We start from the raw sequence: 19,238 nt of genomic DNA on the forward strand, positions 1-19,238 counted from the left end.
GAGGAAGGGGGTGAGGAGGGGAGGGCGGCGGCGTCACAACTTTCCGCCGCGGCCGCCGTCGCGCCGCGCGGGCGCGATGAGCGTCGACAGATACGGCAGCACCGCGCCGCCGTCCAGTTCCGCGGCCTGCCTGATGGACTCCTCGGGCAGACCCAGCGAGGCCCCCCACACCGCGTCGTCGATCCGCCCGGTCTCACGCAGCGCCGCCGCCACTTCACCGGCGAGCCGCCCGAACTTGTACGCCACCACCGTGCCGGGCCCGGACAGAGCGTCCTTGAGAACGGCCGAACCCGCTGTGACGGGCACCAGTGTCAGCGGCTCCGTGCCCTCCGTCAGCACGGCACCCGACCGTGCCGCCAGATCCTGCATCGCGGTGATGCCCGGCACCGTCTCGATCACCGTGCCCGGCACCGACTCGGTGACGGTCTGCGCGAGATACGTGAAGGTGGAGTACACGTTGGGGTCGCCGATCGTGGCGAACGCGACCGTGCCGTGCCGCCGCAGCAGCTCCGCCACCCGCTCGCCCGCCGCGTCCCAGGCGGCCTCGCGCCGGGCCCGGTCGGTGCGCTCGTTGAGGGCGAAGACGACGCGCACGACCTTCTCCTCGGGGACGTAGTGCAGCACGGTCGCCTCGGCGCGCCCCGGCTCGCCGCCGTCCTGACCGTCGGGCGCCGCCATCACGGGCACGACGACGGCGTCGGCGGCGCGCAGGGCGTTGACACCCTTGACGGTCACCAGCTCGGGGTCACCGGGGCCGACCCCCACTCCTACCAGCCTGCTGCTCATGACCTTGCGCACCTCTCGACGAACCGACGGGCCACACCGGGCTCGGCGGCCCAGTGCGTATGCAGATAACTGGCGTGCACGCCCTGCTGGACGAAGCCTTCGACGCGGCGTTCAGGGGAGTGCAGGCCCCAGGCGGGAGCCGCACCCGCGCCCGGCTCGACGACTGTGCGGTGGAACTCGTGGCCGCGCATCCGCGTACCGGCCTCCGCCAGCGCACTGTCCGACACCGCCACGGCCTCCCGGTAGCCGAGCGTCAGCCGCTCGGACATCCGGGCATCGGCGTCCAGCACACCGCACATCGGCTTCCCGTCCAGGGAGCGGGCGAGATACAGCAGTCCGGCACACTCGGCGGCGATGGGCGCCCCCGAGCCGGCCAACTCGGCAACGGCCTTACGCAACACCTCGTTGGCGGACAACTCCGGCGCATACACCTCGGGAAACCCGCCCCCGATGACCAGCCCGCACGTCCCCTCGGGCAGCTGCTCGTCCCGGAGAGGATCGAAGGTGACGACTTCGGCTCCCGCGGCGACGAGCAGTTCGGAGTGCTCGGTGTAGGAGAAGGTGAAGGCGGCGCCTGCCGCGATGGCGACCCTAGGTTGTGGGCAGGCGTTCCGCAGGGCGATGGGGGTACCTCCCATGCCCTTAAGGCCATGGGGGAGGGTGGGCACAACCGCCCCCGAGCCCGCACGCGAAGAACCATCCCCGGCCAGAGAAGGGGGGCCTGGGGCGAAGCCCCGGTTTCGGGAAGGGGCGGGCTTGGGGAAAGAAGCGCCGCAGGCCACCGCCTCAGCCGCATCCCAAGCCGCACCCGACAACGCAGGCGCACTACGCGCCAACGCCAACAACCCCTCAAGATCACACCCTTGCCGAACCTGCTCGGCAAGCGCCCGCACCGCCTCCACGGCCTCCCCCCGCCGCTCGGCAACAGGTACGAGCCCCAGATGCCGGGACGGCGTACGAACTTGCCGGACCCGGCGCAACGCGCCGAGAACAGGCACTCCGGACTCGTCCAACGCCTCTCGCAGCAGCGACTCGTGCCGCTCGGACCCCACCTTGTTGAGGATCACGCCCCCGATCCGCACCTCGGGATCCCAGGAGGCGAACCCGTGCACAAGCGCGGCAACCGACCGCGACTGCGACGACGCATCGACAACAAGGACCACAGGAGCCCGCAACAACTTGGCCACCTGCGCGGTGGAGGCCAGCTCACCCCACCCCGACGCCCCGTCGTACAGCCCCATCACACCCTCGACGACGGCGAGATCACACCCCCGCGCCCCGTGCGCGAACAGGGGCGCGATCAACTCGGGCCCGCACATGTACGCATCGAGGTTCCGCCCGGGCCGCCCCGTCGCCAGCGCGTGATAGCCGGGATCGATGTAGTCGGGCCCGACCTTGTGCGGCGACACCGCGAGACCGCGCTCCGCGAACGCCGCCATCAGCCCCGTGGCCACGGTGGTCTTGCCGCTGCCCGACGAGGGAGCGGCGACGACCAGCCGGGGCACCCGGCAGCCCGAGCCGCTCCCCACACCGCCGCTCACCACTCGATGCCTCTCTGGCCCTTCTGGCCTGCGTCCATCGGATGCTTGACCTTCGACATGTCGGTCACGAGATCCGCGAAGTCCACCAGCTTCTCGGGGGCGTTGCGCCCGGTGATCACCACATGCTGGGTGCCGGGCCGGTCCCGGAGCACGGAGATCACCTCGTCGGTGTCGATCCAGCCCCAGTGCATGGGGTACGCGAACTCGTCCAGCACGTACAGGCGGTACGTCTCCGCGGCCAGGTCGCGCTTGACCTGCTCCCAGCCCTCGCGTGCCTTCTCCTCGTTCGTGAGCTCCCCGTCGGACGGGGCGCGCTGGATCCACGACCAGCCCTCACCCATCTTGTGCCAGGCCACCGACCCGCCCTCGCCGGAGGCACCGAGCACCTTGAGCGCGTTCTCCTCGCCGACCTTCCACTTCGCCGACTTGACGAACTGGAACACCCCGATCGGCCACCCCTGGTTCCAGGCGCGCAGCGCCAGCCCGAACGCGGCGGTCGACTTGCCCTTGCCGATACCGGTGTGCACGACGACGAGCGGCCGGTTGCGGCGCTGACGTGTGGTGAGTCCGTCGTCCGGTACGACGGCAGGCTGCCCCTGCGGCATTACGCGGCCCTCCTCTTGCTTCCCTGAACGTCCCGAACGTCACGTACCAGTCCGGCGATGGCGTCGGCCCGCAGCTCGTCGAGCGTGACCGCCGTCCCGCCGAGATCGCCGGCGAGCTGCGCTGCGAGCCCGAGCCGTACCGGCCCCGACTCGCAGTCGACGACCACGGACGCGATGCCCTCGGCCGCATGCAGCCGCGCCGCACGCCGGGCCAGCTCCACCGGCTGCGGGCCACCCGTGGCCCGACCGTCCGTCACCACGACCAGCAGCGGCCGCCGCGCGGCATCCCGCAGCCGCTCCACCCGCAGCACGTCGTGCGCCCTGAGCAGTCCGGCCGCAAGCGGAGTACGGCCGCCCGTCGGCAGCGACTCGAGCCGTGCCGCGGCCGCGTCCACCGACGAGGTGGGCGGCAGCGCCACCTCGGCCGCCGACCCGCGGAAGGTGATCAGCCCCACCTTGTCCCGCCGCTGGTACGCGTCGAGGAGCAGCGACAGCACCGCGCCCTTCACGGCGCTCATCCGCTGCCGGGCGGCCATCGACCCGGAGGCGTCCACGACGAAGAGCACGAGGTTGCCCTCGCGGCCCTCCCGCGTCGCCTGCCGCAGATCGTCCCGCCGGACGACGAGACCCGGACCACTGCGCCCGCGCGCCCGCTGATGCGGCGCCGCGGCCTGCACGGTGGCGGCCAAGTGCAGCTTCGTCAGCGCGCCTTGGGGCCGCCGGGCCCCCGTCGTCCGGCCGTGCTCGGTACGCGCCCGCGACCGCCGCCCGGCGGCGCCCTCACCGAGGCCGGGCACGGTCAGCGTCTTCGTACGGAACGGCTCAGCCGCGCGTACGGCGGCCTGCTCGCGGCCGGGGCCGCCGCGGCCCTCGGCGTCGTCGGACGCCTCGCCGGGACGGCCGGCCGCAGCGGAACCCCCGGCGGACTGCTGTCCGGAGTCGTCCCCCTCGGACGCCGGGGAGTCGTCCTCCGCACGGGCCGGAGGCGGTGCGTCCGGCCCGCTGTCCTGAGGCGGCTGCCCGCCGCCACCGCCCGGCCCGTCCGGATCGGGGTCGTCGTCCCCGCCGAACTCCTGCAGCGTCTCGTCGAGCTTGTCCTCGTCGAGACCGGGGGCGTCGAACGGATTGCGCCGACGCCGGTGCGGCAGCGCGAGCAGAGCGGCCTGCCGCACGTCCTCGGCGAGCACGTCCGTACGCCCCGCCCACGCGGCCAGCGCCGTCGCGGTCCGCGCCATCACGATGTCGGCACGCATGCCGTCGACCTCGAACGCGGCACAGGTCGCCGCGATCTGCCGCAGCGCCCCGTCGCCGAGCCGCACCGACGGCAGCAGCTTCCGCGCCGCCACGATGCGCGCCCGTACCGCGGCCTCCTCGTCGGCCCAGCGCGCCGCGAAGCCGGCGGGATCGTCGTCGTACGCGAGCCGCCTCCTGACCACCTCGACCCGCTGATCCGGCTCGCGCGAGGCCGCGACCTCCACGGTCAGCCCGAACCGGTCCAGCAACTGCGGCCGCAGCTCGCCCTCTTCGGGGTTCATGGTCCCGACGAGCAGGAAGCGGGCGGCGTGGCGCACGGACACACCCTCGCGCTCGACGTACGAGGCGCCCATGGCCGCGGCGTCGAGCAGCAGATCGACCAAGTGGTCATGCAACAGGTTGACCTCGTCGACGTAGAGGATGCCGCGGTGCGCGTCCGCGAGCAGTCCCGGCTCGAACGCCTTCACGCCCTCCGAGAGTGCCCGCTCGATGTCGAGCGCGCCCACGAGCCGGTCCTCGGACGCACCGACGGGCAGCTCGACCATCCGCGCAGGCCGTGCCGTCCCGCCGCCCGGCTCGTGCGGCCCGTCCGGGCACTGCGGGTCGGGCGCGGCGGGGTCGCACGAGAACCGGCACCCGGCGACGACGTCCACGTCCGGTATGAGGGCCGAGAGGGCCCTTACAGCCGTCGACTTGGCCGTGCCCTTCTCGCCGCGCACGAGCACGCCGCCGACAGCCGGCGAGACCGCGTTCAGCAGCAGCGCCAGCCTCAGATCGTCCTGCCCGACGATCGCGGTGAACGGATAGGGGGTACTCACTCGTCGCCCTCCAGATCGCCCTCGAGCTCCAGATACGTGGCCCGCAACTGCTCCAGCGTCTGTGCGTCCGGCTCGGCCCACAGGCCGCGGTCGGCCGCCTCGAGGAGCCGTTCCGTGATGCCGCGCAGCGCCCAGGGGTTGGACTTCTTCATGAAATCCCGGTTCTCGGCGTCGAAGACGTACTCCGCGCTGAGCTTCTCGTACATCCAGTCGTCGACGACGCCCGCCGTCGCGTCGTACCCGAAGAGGTAGTCGACGGTGGCGGCCATCTCGAAGGCCCCCTTGTAGCCGTGGCGGCGCATCGCCGCCATCCAGCGGGGGTTGACGACACGCGCGCGGAACACGCGGTGAGTCTCCTCGCCGAGCGTGCGGGTCTTCACCTGGTCCGGGACCGCCGAGTCGCCCACGTACGCCTCGGGGTTCGCCCCCGTCAGATGCCGCACCATCGCGACCATCCCGCCGTGGTACTGGAAGTAGTCGTCGGCGTCGACCAGGTCGTGTTCCCTCGTGTCGACGTTCTTCGCCGCCACCGCGATCCGCCGGAACGCCGTCTCCATGTCGCCGCGAGCCGCACGCCCGTCGAGTCCGCGGCCGTACGCGTAGCCGCCCCACACCGCGTACACCTCGGCCAGATCCGCGTCGCTGCGCCAGTTCCGGGCGTCGATCAGCGGCAGCAGACCGGCCCCGTAAGCCCCTGGCTTCGAACCGAAGATGCGAGCGGTGGCCCGCCGCCGGTCGCCGTGCACCGCGGTGTCCTCGTCGGCGTGCGCCCGTACGTAGTTCCGGTCGGCGGGCTCGTCCAGCTCGGCCACGGCCCGTACCGCGTCGTCGATCAGCGCGACGACGTGCGGGAACGCGTCCCTGAAGAAGCCCGAGATACGGACCGTGACATCGATGCGCGGGCGGCCGAGTTCGCTGAGCGGGACGCACTCGAAGCCGGTGACGCGCCGAGACGCGTCGTCCCACACCGGGCGGCAGCCCAGCAGGGCCAGGATCTCCGCGATGTCGTCGCCCTGCGTGCGCATGGCGGACGTGCCCCAGACCGTCAGGCCGACGGACTTCGGGTACTCGCCGGTGTCCGCGAGATACCGCGCCACCAGCGAGTCCGCGAGCGACTGCCCCACCTCCCAGGACAGGCGGGACGGGATCGCCTTCGGGTCCACGGAGTAGAAGTTCCGGCCCGTCGGCAGGACGTTGACGAGCCCGCGGGTCGGTGAACCGGACGGGCCCGCCGGGACGTAACCGCCGTCCAGCGCACGCAGGATGTGGTCGATCTCGTCCGTCGTCCGCGCCAGCCGCGGCACGACCTCGCGGCACGCGAACTCCACCACCGCCACGGCGTCCGGGAGTGCGACGCCCAGCACCTCCCGTACGAGACCGGCGGCCTCCGCGGTCGCCCAGCCGCGCTCCTCCATGCCCTCCGCGATCCGCCGGCACAGCTGCTCCAGCAGGTCGACGGCGTCCGATGCGGTACGGGACGGCCCGTCCACCAGGTCCGTCAGCTCCACCGGCACCTTCACGGGTGCGCCCGGCTCGGCCAGCAGTTCCTTCTCCACCAGCCCGAAGTGCTGGGCCAGTGCGGCCCGCAGACCCGGCAGCGCGTTCGCCTGCCCGCCCCACACCTGCGAGGCCCGCAGCACGGCCAGGACGAGGTTGACCCGCGGCTCGCCGACCGGGCCGCCGCCCAGGATGTGCAGGCCGTCCCGGATCTGCACGTCCTTGATCTCGCACAGATAGCCGTCGATGTGCATGACGAACTCGTCGAACTCGTCGTCGTCCGGCTGCTCGTTCACGTGCAGGTCGTGGTGGAGCTCGGCGGCCTTGACGAGCGTCCAGATCTGGGCGCGCACGGCCGGGGCCTTCGTCGGGTCCAGGTCGCTGACCAGCGCGTACTCGTCGAGCAGCTGCTCCAGCTTGGCCAGGTCGCCGTAGGTGTCCGCGCGGGCCATCGGCGGTACGAGGTGGTCGACGACCGTGGCGTGCCCGCGGCGCTTGGCCTGGGTGCCCTCACCGGGGTCGTTGACGATGAAGGGGTAGATCAGCGGCAGGTCGCCGAGGACCGCGTCCGGGGCACAACCCCCGCTGAGTCCCAGGCCCTTGCCCGGCAGCCACTCCATCGTGCCGTGCTTGCCCATGTGCACGATCGCGTCCGCGCCGAAGCCGCCCTCCGACGGTGCAGCCTCCAGCCAGCGGTACGCGGCCATGTAGTGGTGCGACGGCGGCATGTCCGGATCGTGGTAGATGGCGATCGGGTTCTCGCCGAAGCCACGCGGCGGCTGGATCATGACCACCACGTTCCCGAACTGCAGGGACGCCAGCACGATGTCGTCGCCGTCGACGTACAGGCTGCCCGGCGGCTCGCCCCAGGCCTCCAGCATGGCGTCCCGCAGCTCGGGGTCGAGCTTGTCGAACCACGCCCGGTAGTCGGCGAGCGGCACGCGCGCGGGGGCTGCCGCCAGCTGCTCCTCGGTGAGCCACTCCACGTCGTGGCCGCCCGCCTCGATGAGCCGGTGGATCAGTTCGTCACCGGCCGCCGGGTGGCCCTCGACCGCATAGCCCGCGTCGCGCAGCGCGTCGAGGACGCGGACCGCCGACGCCGGGGTGTCGAGTCCCACCGCGTTGCCGACCCGGGAGTGCTTCGTCGGGTACGCCGTGAAGACCAGCGCGAGCTTCTTCTCGGTGTTCGGCTTGTGCCTGAGCCTGGCGTGGCGTACGGCGATTCCGGCCACCCGCGCTGCTCGCTCCGGGGCGGCGACGTACACCGGTACGTCGTCCGGCCCCTGCTCCTTGAAGGAGAACGGGACGGTGATCAGCCGCCCGTCGAACTCGGGGATCGCCACCTGCATCGCCGCGTCCATGGGGGAGAGGGCGGCGTCCGACTCCTCCCAGGCGGCACGCGAGGAGGTCAGGCAGAGGCCCTGCAGGACGGGGATGTTCAGGTCGGCGAGCGCGCCGATGTCCCACGCCTCCTCGTCGCCGCCCGCGGAGGCCTCCGACGCGTGCGTGCCGCCCGCCGCGAGCACCGTGGCGACCAGCGCGTCGGCCTGCCCGAGGATCTCGTACAGGCCCGCGTCCGCGCCCCGCAGGGAACCGCAGTACACCGGCAGCGCGTTGGCGCCCCGTGCCTCGATCGCGTCGCACAGGGTGTCCACGAACGCGGTGTTCCCGGACAGCTCGTGCGCCCGGTAGAAGAGCACGCCGACGGTCGGCCGCGCCGGATCGTGAGCGCGCCCGCCATGGACTCCGTACTCGGGCATCGTCTGCGGCTCGGCGAAACCGTGCCCCGTCAGCAGCACGGTGTCGGACAGGAAGCGCGCCAGCTCCACGAAGTTCCCGGGACCGCCCTCGACGAGGTAGCGCAGCGCCTCGGCGACCACACCCGCCGGCACGGACGACTCGGCCATCAACTCGGCGTCCGGCACCGCCTCGCCGCCGAGCAGCACGGTCGGAATGCCCGACCGCTTCAGCGCGGCGAGCCCGTCCTCCCAGGCGCGCTTGCCGCCCAGGAGACGTACGACGGCGATGTCGCAGCCGTCGATGAGCGCGGGCAGATCGGCCGCCGCGTCGACGCGCGCGGGGTTGCCGATCCGGTACGGGGCGCCGGAGGCGCGGGCCGCCAGCAGATCCGTGTCGGCGGTGGACAGAAGCAGGACGGTCATGAGGGTGCCCCCGGAGCAAGGAAGGGGAGACCGGAGGGTGCACCGGTCTCGATCAGGCGGAGCAACGCACTTGTGTCCGCGTGTTCTTCGATCAGATCGCCGAGCAGGTCCAGCTGCTCCTCGCGCAGCGCCGAGAAGCTGGTGTCGGGCGCGGGGACGAAACGGCGGCCCGCAGCCCGCGCGACCTCGCGCAGGAACGCACGGCGGAACCCGTCCGACTCCAGCGAGCCGTGCCAGTGCGTGCCCCACACCTCACCGACCCGGCAGCCGTCGAGGAACGGTTCACCACCCGTCACATCCGCGACGCCGTGATGGATCTCGTACCCCTCGACGGATTCGCCGAGCGCCGTGCCCGACGGGCGCGTGAGGGTCTTCTCCTTCGCGAACCGCACGCGCACGGGCAGCAGTCCGAGCCCCTCGACCTGGCCGGCACGGGACTCGACCTCGTCCTCGATGTGCTCGCCGAGGACCTGGAACCCGCCGCAGATGCCGAGGACCGGACGTCCCTCGGCGGCGCGGCGCGCGATCGCGTCCGCGAGACCGCGTTCGCGCAGCCACTCCAGGGCGCGTACGGTGCCGCGGGTGCCGGGTACGACGACGAGGTCCGCGTCGACGAGTTCCTCGGGACGGTCCACGAACCGCACGACGACACCCGGTTCGGCGGCGAGTGCGTCCACGTCCGTGAAGTTGGACATCAGCGGGATCGCGCACACGGCGACCCGCAGCACGTCGTCGCCGACGGGGGGAGCCACCGCGGACTCCCGGACCGACCCGCGGAGCGAGACCCGCAGCCCGTCCTCCTCGTCGATCCCGAGACCGTGCCGGAACGGCAGCACACCGAGCGTATGGCGGCCCGTGAGCTGGTGCAGCATGTCGAGTCCCGGCTCGAGGAGGGACACGTCCCCGCGGAACTTGTTCACCAGGAACCCGGCGATCAGCGCCTGGTCCTCGGGGCTGAGTAGCGCGACCGTACCGAAGAACGACGCGAAGACCCCTCCCCGGTCGATGTCGCCCACGACGACGACCGGCAGCCGCGCGGCCCGCGCGATGCCCATGTTGACGATGTCCGTGCGCCGCAGATTGATCTCGGCGGGGCTGCCCGCCCCCTCACAGATCACCGCGTCATACGTGCCCCGCAACTCCTCCAGGCACTCCAGGACGGTGCCGAGCAGGGCCTCCTGACGGCCGCCGTGGTAGCCGCGGGCACTCAGCTCACCGACCGGCTTGCCCATGAGCACGACCTGGCTGCTGCGGTCGCTGCCGGGCTTGAGCAGCACGGGGTTCATGAGCGCCGTCGGCTCGACGCGCGCCGCCTGCGCCTGCATGGCCTGCGCCCGCCCGATCTCGGCACCCTCCCGCGTGACGAACGAGTTCAGGGACATGTTCTGCCCCTTGAAGGGCGCGACCTTGACCCCCTGCCGCACGAGCCACCGGCAGATCCCGGCGGTGACGACACTCTTCCCGGCATCGGAGGTGGTCCCGGCCACCAACAGCCCGCCACCGCTCATGAGTTCCCTCCGCGTCTCGTACGCGCGGAGGCCTGCCCGCGCACCAGTGCTCCCGCGGCGCTCACGCCGAGGGCAAGCCAGCCAACCCGCCGGGAAAGCCGCACGGCCCGCTCGATGTCGGCCACCTCAACGGCTCGCCCGGAGCCGTTGAGCACAGGCCGGTGCTCGACTTTTCCGCCGTACGAAAGTGTCCCGCCGAGCCGTACGCCGAGCGCCCCCGCGAACGAGGCCTCGACGACCCCGGCGTTGGGGCTCGGATGCTTGGCGGCATCCGCATGCCAAGTCCGCACGGCCCCCCGCGGGTCGCCCCCGGCAACCGCGGCGAGCACAGCGGTGAGCCGCGCCCCCGGCCACCCCGCGACGTCGTCGAGCCGCGCGGAAGCCCACCCGTACCGCCGGTGCCTGGGCGACTTGTGCCCCACCATCGCGTCCAGCGTGTTGACGGCCCGGAACCCCACAAGGCCCGGCACACCGCCCACCGCACCCCAGACGAGCGCACCCACCACGGCGTCCGACGTGTTCTCGGCGACGGACTCGACCACGGCCCGCGCGATGCCATCGGCGTCCAGCGCCTGTGGATCGCGTCCGCACAGATGCGGCAGCCGCTCCCGTGCGCCCTCGACGTCCCCGGCGGCCAGCGCCCCGCCGACGGCCCGCGCCTCGCGGCCCAGCGAGGTGCCGCCGACCACGGCCCAGGTCGCGGCGGCGGTCAGCGCGACGGAGGCGGTACGGGAGGTGCGTACGGAACGGGCGGCCAGCGCGGCGAGAGCGGTCGCGCCCCCGGCGCACACCGCGGTCTGCAGCGCGCCCCATCCGCGGTGGTCCCGCCACAGCGCACGCTCCACGGCGGCCGCGGCGCGGCCGAACGCGGCGACCGGATGGCCCCGGCGCGGATCGCCGAGGAGCAGGTCGGCCAGGAGGCCGGCGGCGGCGCCGTATGCGAAGACACGTCCGCGTCCGGCACGTTCGGCATGCGTGGAACCAGCCGGATGCATCGGATCGGCCGAAGGCATGGGGTCAGCCCGCCGATACGCCTGGAAGATTCCTCGTACTTCTCAACACATCGGGCAACGGGCAGTCGCGCATGGCGATATGTCCTCACTCAGGGTCCGCGCCCTGGTTCGACGTGACCGGCGGTGAGAGTCTCCTGGCTCCCGGATCTACGCTTCCCCCGGCCTTCCAACCCGTCCGTACGGGCCGTGACTTCCGTGTGGGGGAGCGCTCCCCGGTGACAGTGGCGGGACCGCGCCGGATTCGCACCGGCTTCCTCTCCTGCCGCCGTATATGGCTCCGGAAGTCCACCACGCCCCCCGAAGGCCCGTCAACTCGCACTTGACCTGCGACGGGAGAGTGTGCGAAGGGCCACACACGGGCGTGTGCCGTGCCGCACACACCTGGGGCGGGCATGCGTGTGGGGTGCGGGACGCTCCTGCGTCCCGCACCCCACACAAAGGCCCAAGCCGATTGCCGTCAGGCGACGATCAGATAGATCCCGTACCCGACGGCCGCCGCGCAGAGCGCGAAGCACGCGTACGCGCCGCTGACCGCGAGGGCCGCGGAGTCGCCCTGCTCCGTCGCCCGCTGCCGCTTGGAGAGGCCGACGATGCCCAGGGTGAACAGGCCCACGAGGGCCACGGTGACCACGAGGCTGACTCCGAAGACGGAGCCGAGAGCTGCCCAGTCGATCTTCATGCTGCTCTTTCCTTACACCGATGCGGTCTTGGCGGGCTCCGGCGAGGCGCCGGGCGGTGCCGGGATGGTGGCCTTCAGGTCGCCGTCGAGCGCGGCAGGGAGGGCGCCCTCGGTCGCTGCGTCGACGTCCCCGGCGGGGCCGGTGCTGTCGTCGGCGGCGCGGCCGTCGCTGACGTCGTTGACGTTGTCCTGGGTGACCGGCTGGCGGCGCGACAGCGCCCAGATCACACCGGCCCCGACGACCAGCAGCGCACCGGTGAGGATGACGCCCCACGTGCCCTGCTTCGTGAGGAACTCGGCGGCCGCGCCGACGAGCCCGGCGGCCGGCAGCGTCAGGCACCAGGCGACGAACATGCGGGTCGCGGTCGACCAGCGGACCACGGCGCCCTTGCGGCCGATGCCCGCGCCCATCACGGCACCCGAGCAGGACTGGGTGGTGGAGAGGGAGAAGCCGAGGTGGGAGGAGGCGAGGATGACCGTCGCGGCGCTGGTCTGCGCGGCGAAGCCCTGCGGCGGCGCAAGGTCGGTCAGGCCCTTGCCCATGGTGCGGATGATGCGCCAGCCGCCCAGGTAGGTGCCCATCGCGATGGCGAGGCCGGCGGAGAGGATGACCCAGACCGGCGGGTTGGAGCCCGGGGAGAGGACACCGCCCGTGACCAGGGCCAGCGTGATGATGCCCATGGTCTTCTGCGCGTCGTTGGTGCCGTGGGCGAGGGAGACGAGGCCCGCGGAGGCGATCTGTCCGGCGCGGTAGCCGGGGGCCGTCGCCTTGTCGTCGGCGCGGCTGCCTATGCGGTACGTCAGACGGGTGGCCAGCATCGCGGCGACGCCGGCGACGACCGGCGCGGCGACGGCCGGTATCAGCACCTTGGTGACGACGGTGCTGCCGTTGACCGACGACCAGCCGGCGGACATCACGGCGGCGCCGATCAGGCCGCCGAAGAGGGCGTGGGACGAGCTGGAGGGGAGGCCCAGAAGCCAGGTCAGCAGATTCCAGAGGATCGCGCCGACGAGCGCCGCGAAGATCACCTCGGTTCTGATGCCTTCTTCGTTGATGATGCCGCCGGAGATCGTCTTGGCGACCTCCACGGAGAGGAAGGCTCCGACGAGGTTCAGTGCGGCGGACATGGCCACCGCCGTCTTCGGTCGCAGAGCGCCTGTCGAGATGGTCGTCGCCATCGCGTTGGCTGTGTCGTGGAAACCGTTCGTGAAATCGAACACGAGAGCGGTGACGATCACGATCCCGAGGAGAAGCGTGATGTGTTCCATTTACCCAGGCTTCTGTTTGACGTCATTGGCAAGTGGACCGTAGGCAACCTGAGTGAACGGAAGATGAACTGGGTGGGGCTGCAGGGTGGCCCTAACTGGTGTGCTGCCACTCCGGTTCCGTTTGGAGTGGCAGCGCAGTCGATCATGAAGGTCGGGGAAAGCCCGGAATTTCGGCGGAACCGCGCGTTCCGCCGCGCTCGGACCGTCCCCGCATGCCCCCTGACTATCCCCGGGCGAACCTCCGCAGCGCCGTCATCGAGCCGTTGAAGAGATTCTGGTCACCCGGCAGGCTGCCGCTGTTGTCGTGCTGCCAGAAGGTCCAGTACTGCCAGCCCGCGGGCAGGGACCCGGCGGACGCGTTGTAGTGGGCGAGCCACAGGGCGTGGTTCGAGGCGAAGGCCGCGCTGTTGCCGGTGCACTTCTTCCACCAGTTCGTATTCGTGTAGATCACGGGCCGGCGGCCGGTCAGCAGCTTCACCTCGTCGCTGAAGGACCTGATCCACGCGACCATCCTGGTCCTGCTCAGGCCGTAGCACTTCTTCGAGCTGTACGGGTTGTACTCGATGTCGAGGGCCGGCGGCAGAGTCCAGCCGTCCGCCGTCCAGGTCCCGCCGTTGCTCACGAAGTACTGCGCCTGTGTCCTGCCGGACGACTTGTCGGGCAGCGCGAAGTGGTAGGCGCCGCGGATCATGCCCGCGTTGCGGGCCCCGTCGTACTGCTGACCGAAATACGGGTTGCGGTAGGTGTGGGACTCGGTCGCCTTCACGTAGACGAACCTCGCGCCCTTGCTCCGCGCCTTCTGCCAGTCGACGTCCTTCTGGTGCGACGAGACGTCGTGCCCCTTCGGCTTGCTCGCCGCGGAAACCGGAATCTCGGCGAGCGCGGTGGCCCCTAACGCGAGTGTCGCCGCGGAGATCGCGGCGATGCGGGCACGGTGGCGCGACGGTTTGCGATCACGAGCCATATTTCCCCCCGGATGGCGACGTGCATGACAAATCCACCAGAGGGTATCGGAGGCCTCTTTGCGGACCGTCGATCTCCGGCCAATTCACTTCCACATGGGCGTGTGTGTGCATATGTGGCCTAACGGACAGCGGAAGATCGCGTCACACTCCGCCGCGATGCTTTTACAGCACGTGGTCGCGGGGTGGTCGGTGCAGCCGCTCGTACGGCGGCTGGCAGGGTGGGTGGCGCGGCGGCCGGCAGCGCGGCCGCGGGGCGGATCCGGAAGCGGTCGATGGCGGGTGGATGGCGATGGGTGACGTGGGCGGTGTCGCCGGTGCGGGCGGCCGGGAGCCGAAGCGCGGGCAGGCGGACGGTCTGCGGGCATCCTGGGAGGAACTCGTTGCGACCGCCCGGCGCACCGTGACCGACGGGCTCGTCGTCGGCACCTCCGGCAACGTGTCGGTGCGCGTCGGCGGCACCGTACTGGTCACTCCGACCGGAGTCCCGTACGACCGGCTGACGCCGCAGGACGCCGTCGGTGTCGACCTCGACGGCAACCAGGTACTCGGCGACCTCGCCCCGACCAGCGAGCTGCCCATGCACCTCGCGGTCTACCGCAGCACCGGCGCCCGGGCCGTGGTCCACACCCACGCGGTGCACGCCACCGCCGTCTCGGCCCTCGTGCCGGAGCTGCCCCTGATCCACTACATGGCGGCAGCGCTGGGCGGCCCCGTGCGGGTCGCACGCTATGCCCTGTACGGCACGGACGAGTTGGCCGAGAACATGCTCCATGCCCTGGTGGACCGCACGGGGTGTCTACTTCAGAATCACGGCACCATCACATATGGCGACACCCTTGACCAGGCCTACGACCGGACGGCCCAGCTCGAGTGGATGTGCAGAGTCTGGCTGTCGGCGAGCGCCCTGCCGGGCCGCACCCCCACCCTCCTGTCCCGCGACCAGCTCGGCGAAGTGGAGGAGAAGCTGCGCGGGTACGGACAGCCGCGGAGCTGAGCGGCGCCCCGGGGTCTCGGCGCCACGGGCCTCGGGGCCATAGGGCCCGTATCGCCTGCGGTCCGGGGGCCCTGTCGAGGTGTGGCGGGCGGTGGTGACCGGGGTGCAGCCGGGGCACGAGGGGTGTGTCCGTGGCGTCCGTCGTCACTCCAGCGTTCCGTTCGGCTGGCCGTCGGGGGCCTTCGCAACGACACTGGATCCGTGCGCACCGCCACAGCGACGGCAGCGGCCGTCACCACAGTGATCGGAGCCGGTGCGGCCATGGTCGCCGCCGGCAGGCTCGCCAGCGACGCCGCCCTGAAGGCGCCCGCCGGGCGGCCGCTTCCCACCGAGCCGAGGCTCACCGTCCACGGCACCGCCGCGGGACAGGTCACACTGACCCGTGACCTCGCCGCACTGCGGCCGGGCACCTACGGCCTGACCGGCGAAGGCTGCCATGCGGTCGTCGGCGGCGTACTGGACACCGCGCCGCACCCCGCCGACACCGTCGTACGCCGCCTCGAACGGGTCACCTACGGCGAACTGAGGCCGGGCGCGCGCGTCTGGCTCACTCCGCAGGTGCACATCGGCAACCCGAAGACCGCCCTCGGCCTCGAGTACACCGACGTCGACATCCCCGGCGAACTCGGTCCCCTGCCCGCCTGGTTCGTGCCCGGCGCCCGCGACAGCTGGGTGATCAGCGTGCACGGGCTCGGCACCACCCGCGAGCACCCCATGGTCCTCATGGAGTTCATGCACCGGCTGCGCTATCCGTTGCTCGACATCACGTACCGCGGGGATCCGGGCGCGCCCCGCTCCCCGGACGGGCTCTGCCATCTCGGCGACACGGAGTGGCGCGACCTCGACGCCGCCATCCGCTATGCCCTGCGGTACGGCGCGGAGCGCGTCGTCCTGCTCGGCTGGTCCACCGGCGCCGCGATGGCCCTCCACGCGGCCGCACGCTCGTCGCTGCGCGACCGGATCGCCGGGCTCGTGCTGGACTCGCCCGTGCTCAGCTGGGAGGCCACGCTGCGCGCCCTCGCCTCGGCCCGGCGCACGCCGGGGCCGCTGCTGCCGCTCGCCGTCCGCGCGGCACAGGGGCGCGCCGGCCTGCACGGCGGCGCCATCGAGGAGGCCCTCGACCCGGAGGCGCTGAAGGTCCCGACCCTTGTGATGCACGGCCCCGACGACGCCGTCGCCCCCTGGAGCCTGAGCCGCCGACTGGCCGACCGACGCCGCGACACGGTCACCCTGCACGCCGTGCCGAACGCACCGCACAGCGCCATGTGGAACGCCGACCCCGCACACTACGAAGAGACTCTGCGCCGCTTCCTGACGCCTCTGATGTAGGCGTCGGCACGCCCGCGACTCACCCGACGGAGCACCGCCGGGCCCTTCCCCCTGCCTTCCGTTTCACGGCTGCTCAGGGGCACAAAACCGGCTGTTGCGGGCTCCGTCTCTACTCGCGTGGCATTCCGTTTGGGTTTTCGGACCGTCAACCGGAAGACTGCTCCCGTGACGTCCCGTATCCCGCGCGACTCCAGGCTCCGACTAGTCCGTCCGCGAACGCTTGCCGCCGCCCCGCGAGCGGTGTCCGAGCGACGCCCCCAGCGACCCGCACCCAGGCCTCCCGAGGGCACCCCACCACCCGCGGAACTGGCCCGCATGGCACGCAGCGGACTCGCCGGCCCCGTCCGGGTCGCGCGCTGGGCAGACGCCGCCCTGCGGCCCGGCCGCCACGGCTCGGCCTCCGACGGCGCCGGCACCCTCTCCGACGCGATTGCCGAACGCGCCGCGGCCGACCTGGATCTGACGTCCGAGCAGGTCCGCGCCGACTGGGACACGGCGCGGCTCGCCGGGCTCGTCGAGGTGCACGGAGACATCGCGCGCCCGGGTTGGCGGCTGCGCGCCTGGGACCGGGACGACTCCGCCGTACTGCGCGGCTGGGTCGCCCTGTTCGACGCCTGGTCGCTGGCCCACCCCGCACCGGACGAGCTCGCGCCCGCCACGGTCGCCGAGGTCGTCGAGGCGATGCCGCAGGTGCTGTCCCTGCTCCAGCTGTCGGCCGGGCCCGTTCCCGTCTCGCAACTGCTCGACCTGCTCCAGCAGCGCGTCACGGAACTGCGCACCGAGCGCTGCGAGATCCCCTACGGGCCGCATGCCGAGACTCCGGCCCTCGGGCCCGGCACCGCCGCGTCCGCAGACGCGCACAAATCGAGCCACGAGGACATGCCGCTGGGCCCCGTGCTCGACTGGGGCCTCGACGCGCTCGCCGTCGTCGGCGCACTCACCTGCTCCGACGGGCAGGCCACGCTCACGCCCCTCGGCAGCTGGGCGGTCTGGGTCAAGCTCGAGCAGATCTGCGTGGCCGCGCAGAGCCCCGCGGGGAACATCGAGCAGCCCGCCGAGGACATGCTGCGCGGATGCGCGCGGCTGCGCCCGAACGCGGCACGGGCCGAGTACCGCGCCTGGCTCGCCGCCCGTCCCGTGGGCAGCGCCATGACCGAACTCCTGGACGCCGCCCGAGGCGAGGACGCCCTGCTGCGCGGTCTCGCCTTCGAAGCCCTGCGTGTCGTCGGCGCCCCGGCGGAGGCGGACGTCAGAGCGGCGGCTGAGGAACCGTCGCTGCGGCCCTACGCCCTGCTGTGGCTGGCCGAGCACGAGGGCGTGGACCCCGAGGACGTCCACGCGGTGCTCACCCGCGAGGAGTCGACCTGGCTGTGGGTGGACACCGCCGCGGCCGTCGCCGACCACGGAGAGGCCCAACTCCTCGTACGCCACCTGGAGTCGGCGACGCAGCCCACCGTGCCGGCGCTCCTCGACGAGGTGCGCGCCGTCGGCCACCCGCGCACCGTCCAGGTGCTGGTGGCCCTCGCCGCGGCCCACCCCGACCCGGCGCTCGCCAAGGCCGTACGCCGCGCCGCCTTCCAGGTGCACAAGGGAGGCGCGTAGCCGGCCCGGGTTCCCGGCGCCGGAATGTGACCCGGCCCACAGTCTGGCACCGGGCACTGACAACGCCCCGGAGACGCCGAATGAGGGACGGCCGCCCACCCGTGCGCCGTGTCGGCACGCTCCTGCGGCCCGCTCGCAGGAGCCGCGGCTACGCTCTCCGCCTGATTCGCGGGCTTTCCGGGGCACACCCGGAGATATCGGATGATGGTGCGGAAGGGGGTGTTGCGTGGCGGCTCTGCCGTTCGACGCGACCGACGTGAGCGCCTACGCACGACTTCGGGTGCGGCCCGCCCCGAAGTCACCCGCCCCCGAATCCCCGGTTGCCCGGGCCCTTGCTCCGCAGCACCACCCGCCTCGGCAGCCCGGGCCTCAGCCCGCCGTGCCACAGCATCCAGCTCCGCAGCCCCCGTTGCCGCGCGGCCGGTCCCGCCGTCCTTCCCGCCTCGTGCTGTCCATGGTCCTCGGCCTCCTCGCGGTGCCCCTCCTGACCGCGGCGCATCTCTCGCGCCCCGCGCCCTTCGGGGACCACCTCGCCGTCCACGCGCGCGTGGAGGACCCGGGCGCCCCGGAACCCGGCCTGCGCACGACGGGCAGGGCCGTCGAGGCGTACGACCCGGGAACGGGACGCACCAGGTGGGCGTATACGCGCGAGGGTCACAGGCCGCTCTCCGTGCTGCCTCTGCGTGGGCACGCCATCGCGCTCTGGAGCGACGGGCTGGTCACCGACACGGCCCGCCGCGACGGACGCGCCGTGCGCTGGCACCGTGCCGCCCCTGAGGCCGCCGCCTGGCTGCGCACCCCACGCGCGCGTGGGGGAGCCGGTGTACTGCAGCGCCTTGCGCCCGGCTCCCGCATGCTCGCCGTCGTCACGCCGTACCGCATCGCCGCGTACCGCCTCACGGACGGGGATCTCCGGTGGGTGCTGCCCGCCGGCCAGGGCTGCGCCTTCGAACCGGCGCGCTCGGTGCGGCACGGCCGCGCGCTCCTCGTGGCGCAGCCGTGCAGCAGCCCCGCCGCGTCCTGGACGGCGGAGGTCGTGGCGGTCGACGAGCTCGGCAGGATCGTTCCGCGGCGCGCACCCCTCGCCAACGAGCGACCCGGCGGCAACGGCCGCACTCGCGGCAGCAGCACCGTCGCAGGTCCGGAAGGCCGGGGCACAGTGCGCAACAACACAGCCTCCAGCGGCGGATAATCGCCGTGCACTGAAAAACCGGTT

Annotated in this window: 14 protein-coding genes and 1 riboswitch; of the genes, 4 read left to right on the forward strand and 10 right to left on the reverse strand. The window is 72.4% G+C overall.

What is annotated here, in order from left to right; genetic code table 11:
* Positions 1-33: 33 nt before the first annotated feature.
* The 10 genes from cobI to ACWD4J_RS03265 all read right to left on the reverse strand — a co-directional run bounded on the left by cobI (position 34) and on the right by ACWD4J_RS03265 (position 14,096).
* Positions 34-786, reverse strand: a complete 753-nt coding sequence (cobI, locus tag ACWD4J_RS03220; RefSeq protein WP_451393512.1) for a precorrin-2 C(20)-methyltransferase — start codon at positions 784-786, stop codon at positions 34-36.
* Positions 783-2,315, reverse strand: coding sequence for a cobyrinate a,c-diamide synthase (locus tag ACWD4J_RS03225; protein ID WP_451393627.1), 1,533 nt, complete (start codon positions 2,313-2,315; stop codon positions 783-785). The genes cobI and ACWD4J_RS03225 overlap by 4 nt, the downstream gene beginning before the upstream one ends.
* An 8-nt stretch (positions 2,316-2,323) precedes the next feature.
* On the reverse strand, positions 2,324-2,932 hold the full coding sequence (gene cobO / locus ACWD4J_RS03230) for a cob(I)yrinic acid a,c-diamide adenosyltransferase (RefSeq protein WP_451393513.1): 609 nt from the start codon (positions 2,930-2,932) through the stop codon (positions 2,324-2,326).
* Positions 2,932-5,004, reverse strand: coding sequence for a putative cobaltochelatase (locus ACWD4J_RS03235; RefSeq protein ID WP_451393514.1), 2,073 nt, complete (start codon positions 5,002-5,004; stop codon positions 2,932-2,934). The genes cobO and ACWD4J_RS03235 overlap by 1 nt, the downstream gene beginning before the upstream one ends.
* Entirely contained in the window at positions 5,001-8,663 is a 3,663-nt protein-coding gene (gene cobN / locus ACWD4J_RS03240) for a cobaltochelatase subunit CobN (RefSeq protein WP_451393515.1), read from the reverse strand. The genes ACWD4J_RS03235 and cobN overlap by 4 nt, the downstream gene beginning before the upstream one ends.
* On the reverse strand, positions 8,660-10,171 hold the full coding sequence (locus ACWD4J_RS03245; RefSeq protein ID WP_451393516.1) for a cobyric acid synthase: 1,512 nt from the start codon (positions 10,169-10,171) through the stop codon (positions 8,660-8,662). Before ACWD4J_RS03245 ends, cobN begins: the two co-directional genes overlap by 4 nt.
* A complete protein-coding gene (locus ACWD4J_RS03250) occupies positions 10,168-11,166 on the reverse strand; it encodes a cobalamin biosynthesis protein (RefSeq protein ID WP_451393628.1) in 999 nt (332 codons plus the stop codon). Before ACWD4J_RS03250 ends, ACWD4J_RS03245 begins: the two co-directional genes overlap by 4 nt.
* A 145-nt stretch (positions 11,167-11,311) precedes the next feature.
* Positions 11,312-11,441: riboswitch (cobalamin riboswitch) on the reverse strand.
* A gap of 200 nt (positions 11,442-11,641) precedes the next feature.
* The gene (locus ACWD4J_RS03255; RefSeq protein ID WP_451393517.1) at positions 11,642-11,863 is read right to left on the reverse strand and encodes a hypothetical protein; all 222 of its coding nucleotides are present in this window, start codon (positions 11,861-11,863) and stop codon (positions 11,642-11,644) included.
* Between the two features lie 12 nt (positions 11,864-11,875).
* On the reverse strand, positions 11,876-13,132 hold the full coding sequence (locus ACWD4J_RS03260; protein WP_451393518.1) for an anion permease: 1,257 nt from the start codon (positions 13,130-13,132) through the stop codon (positions 11,876-11,878).
* A gap of 223 nt (positions 13,133-13,355) precedes the next feature.
* Complete coding sequence (locus tag ACWD4J_RS03265; protein ID WP_451393519.1) at positions 13,356-14,096, reverse strand: lysozyme; 741 nt, start codon at positions 14,094-14,096, stop codon at positions 13,356-13,358.
* A 284-nt stretch (positions 14,097-14,380) separates the two neighbouring features.
* Here ACWD4J_RS03265 and ACWD4J_RS03270 point away from each other — a divergent pair, with 284 nt between their 5' ends.
* From ACWD4J_RS03270 to ACWD4J_RS03285, 4 genes are all read left to right on the forward strand, one after another.
* Positions 14,381-15,091, forward strand: a complete 711-nt coding sequence (locus tag ACWD4J_RS03270) for a class II aldolase/adducin family protein (protein WP_451393520.1) — start codon at positions 14,381-14,383, stop codon at positions 15,089-15,091.
* A gap of 201 nt (positions 15,092-15,292) precedes the next feature.
* The gene (locus ACWD4J_RS03275) at positions 15,293-16,420 is read left to right on the forward strand and encodes an alpha/beta hydrolase (protein ID WP_451393521.1); all 1,128 of its coding nucleotides are present in this window, start codon (positions 15,293-15,295) and stop codon (positions 16,418-16,420) included.
* A gap of 165 nt (positions 16,421-16,585) precedes the next feature.
* Entirely contained in the window at positions 16,586-18,022 is a 1,437-nt protein-coding gene (locus tag ACWD4J_RS03280; protein WP_451393522.1) for a hypothetical protein, read from the forward strand.
* A gap of 454 nt (positions 18,023-18,476) precedes the next feature.
* Positions 18,477-19,214 carry a hypothetical protein gene (locus ACWD4J_RS03285; protein ID WP_451393523.1) on the forward strand — a complete coding sequence of 246 codons (738 nt, stop codon included), beginning with the start codon at positions 18,477-18,479 and terminating at the stop codon, positions 19,212-19,214.
* Positions 19,215-19,238: the final 24 nt, after the last annotated feature.

It is taken from the genome of Streptomyces sp. NPDC002577 (genome assembly GCF_053594815.1).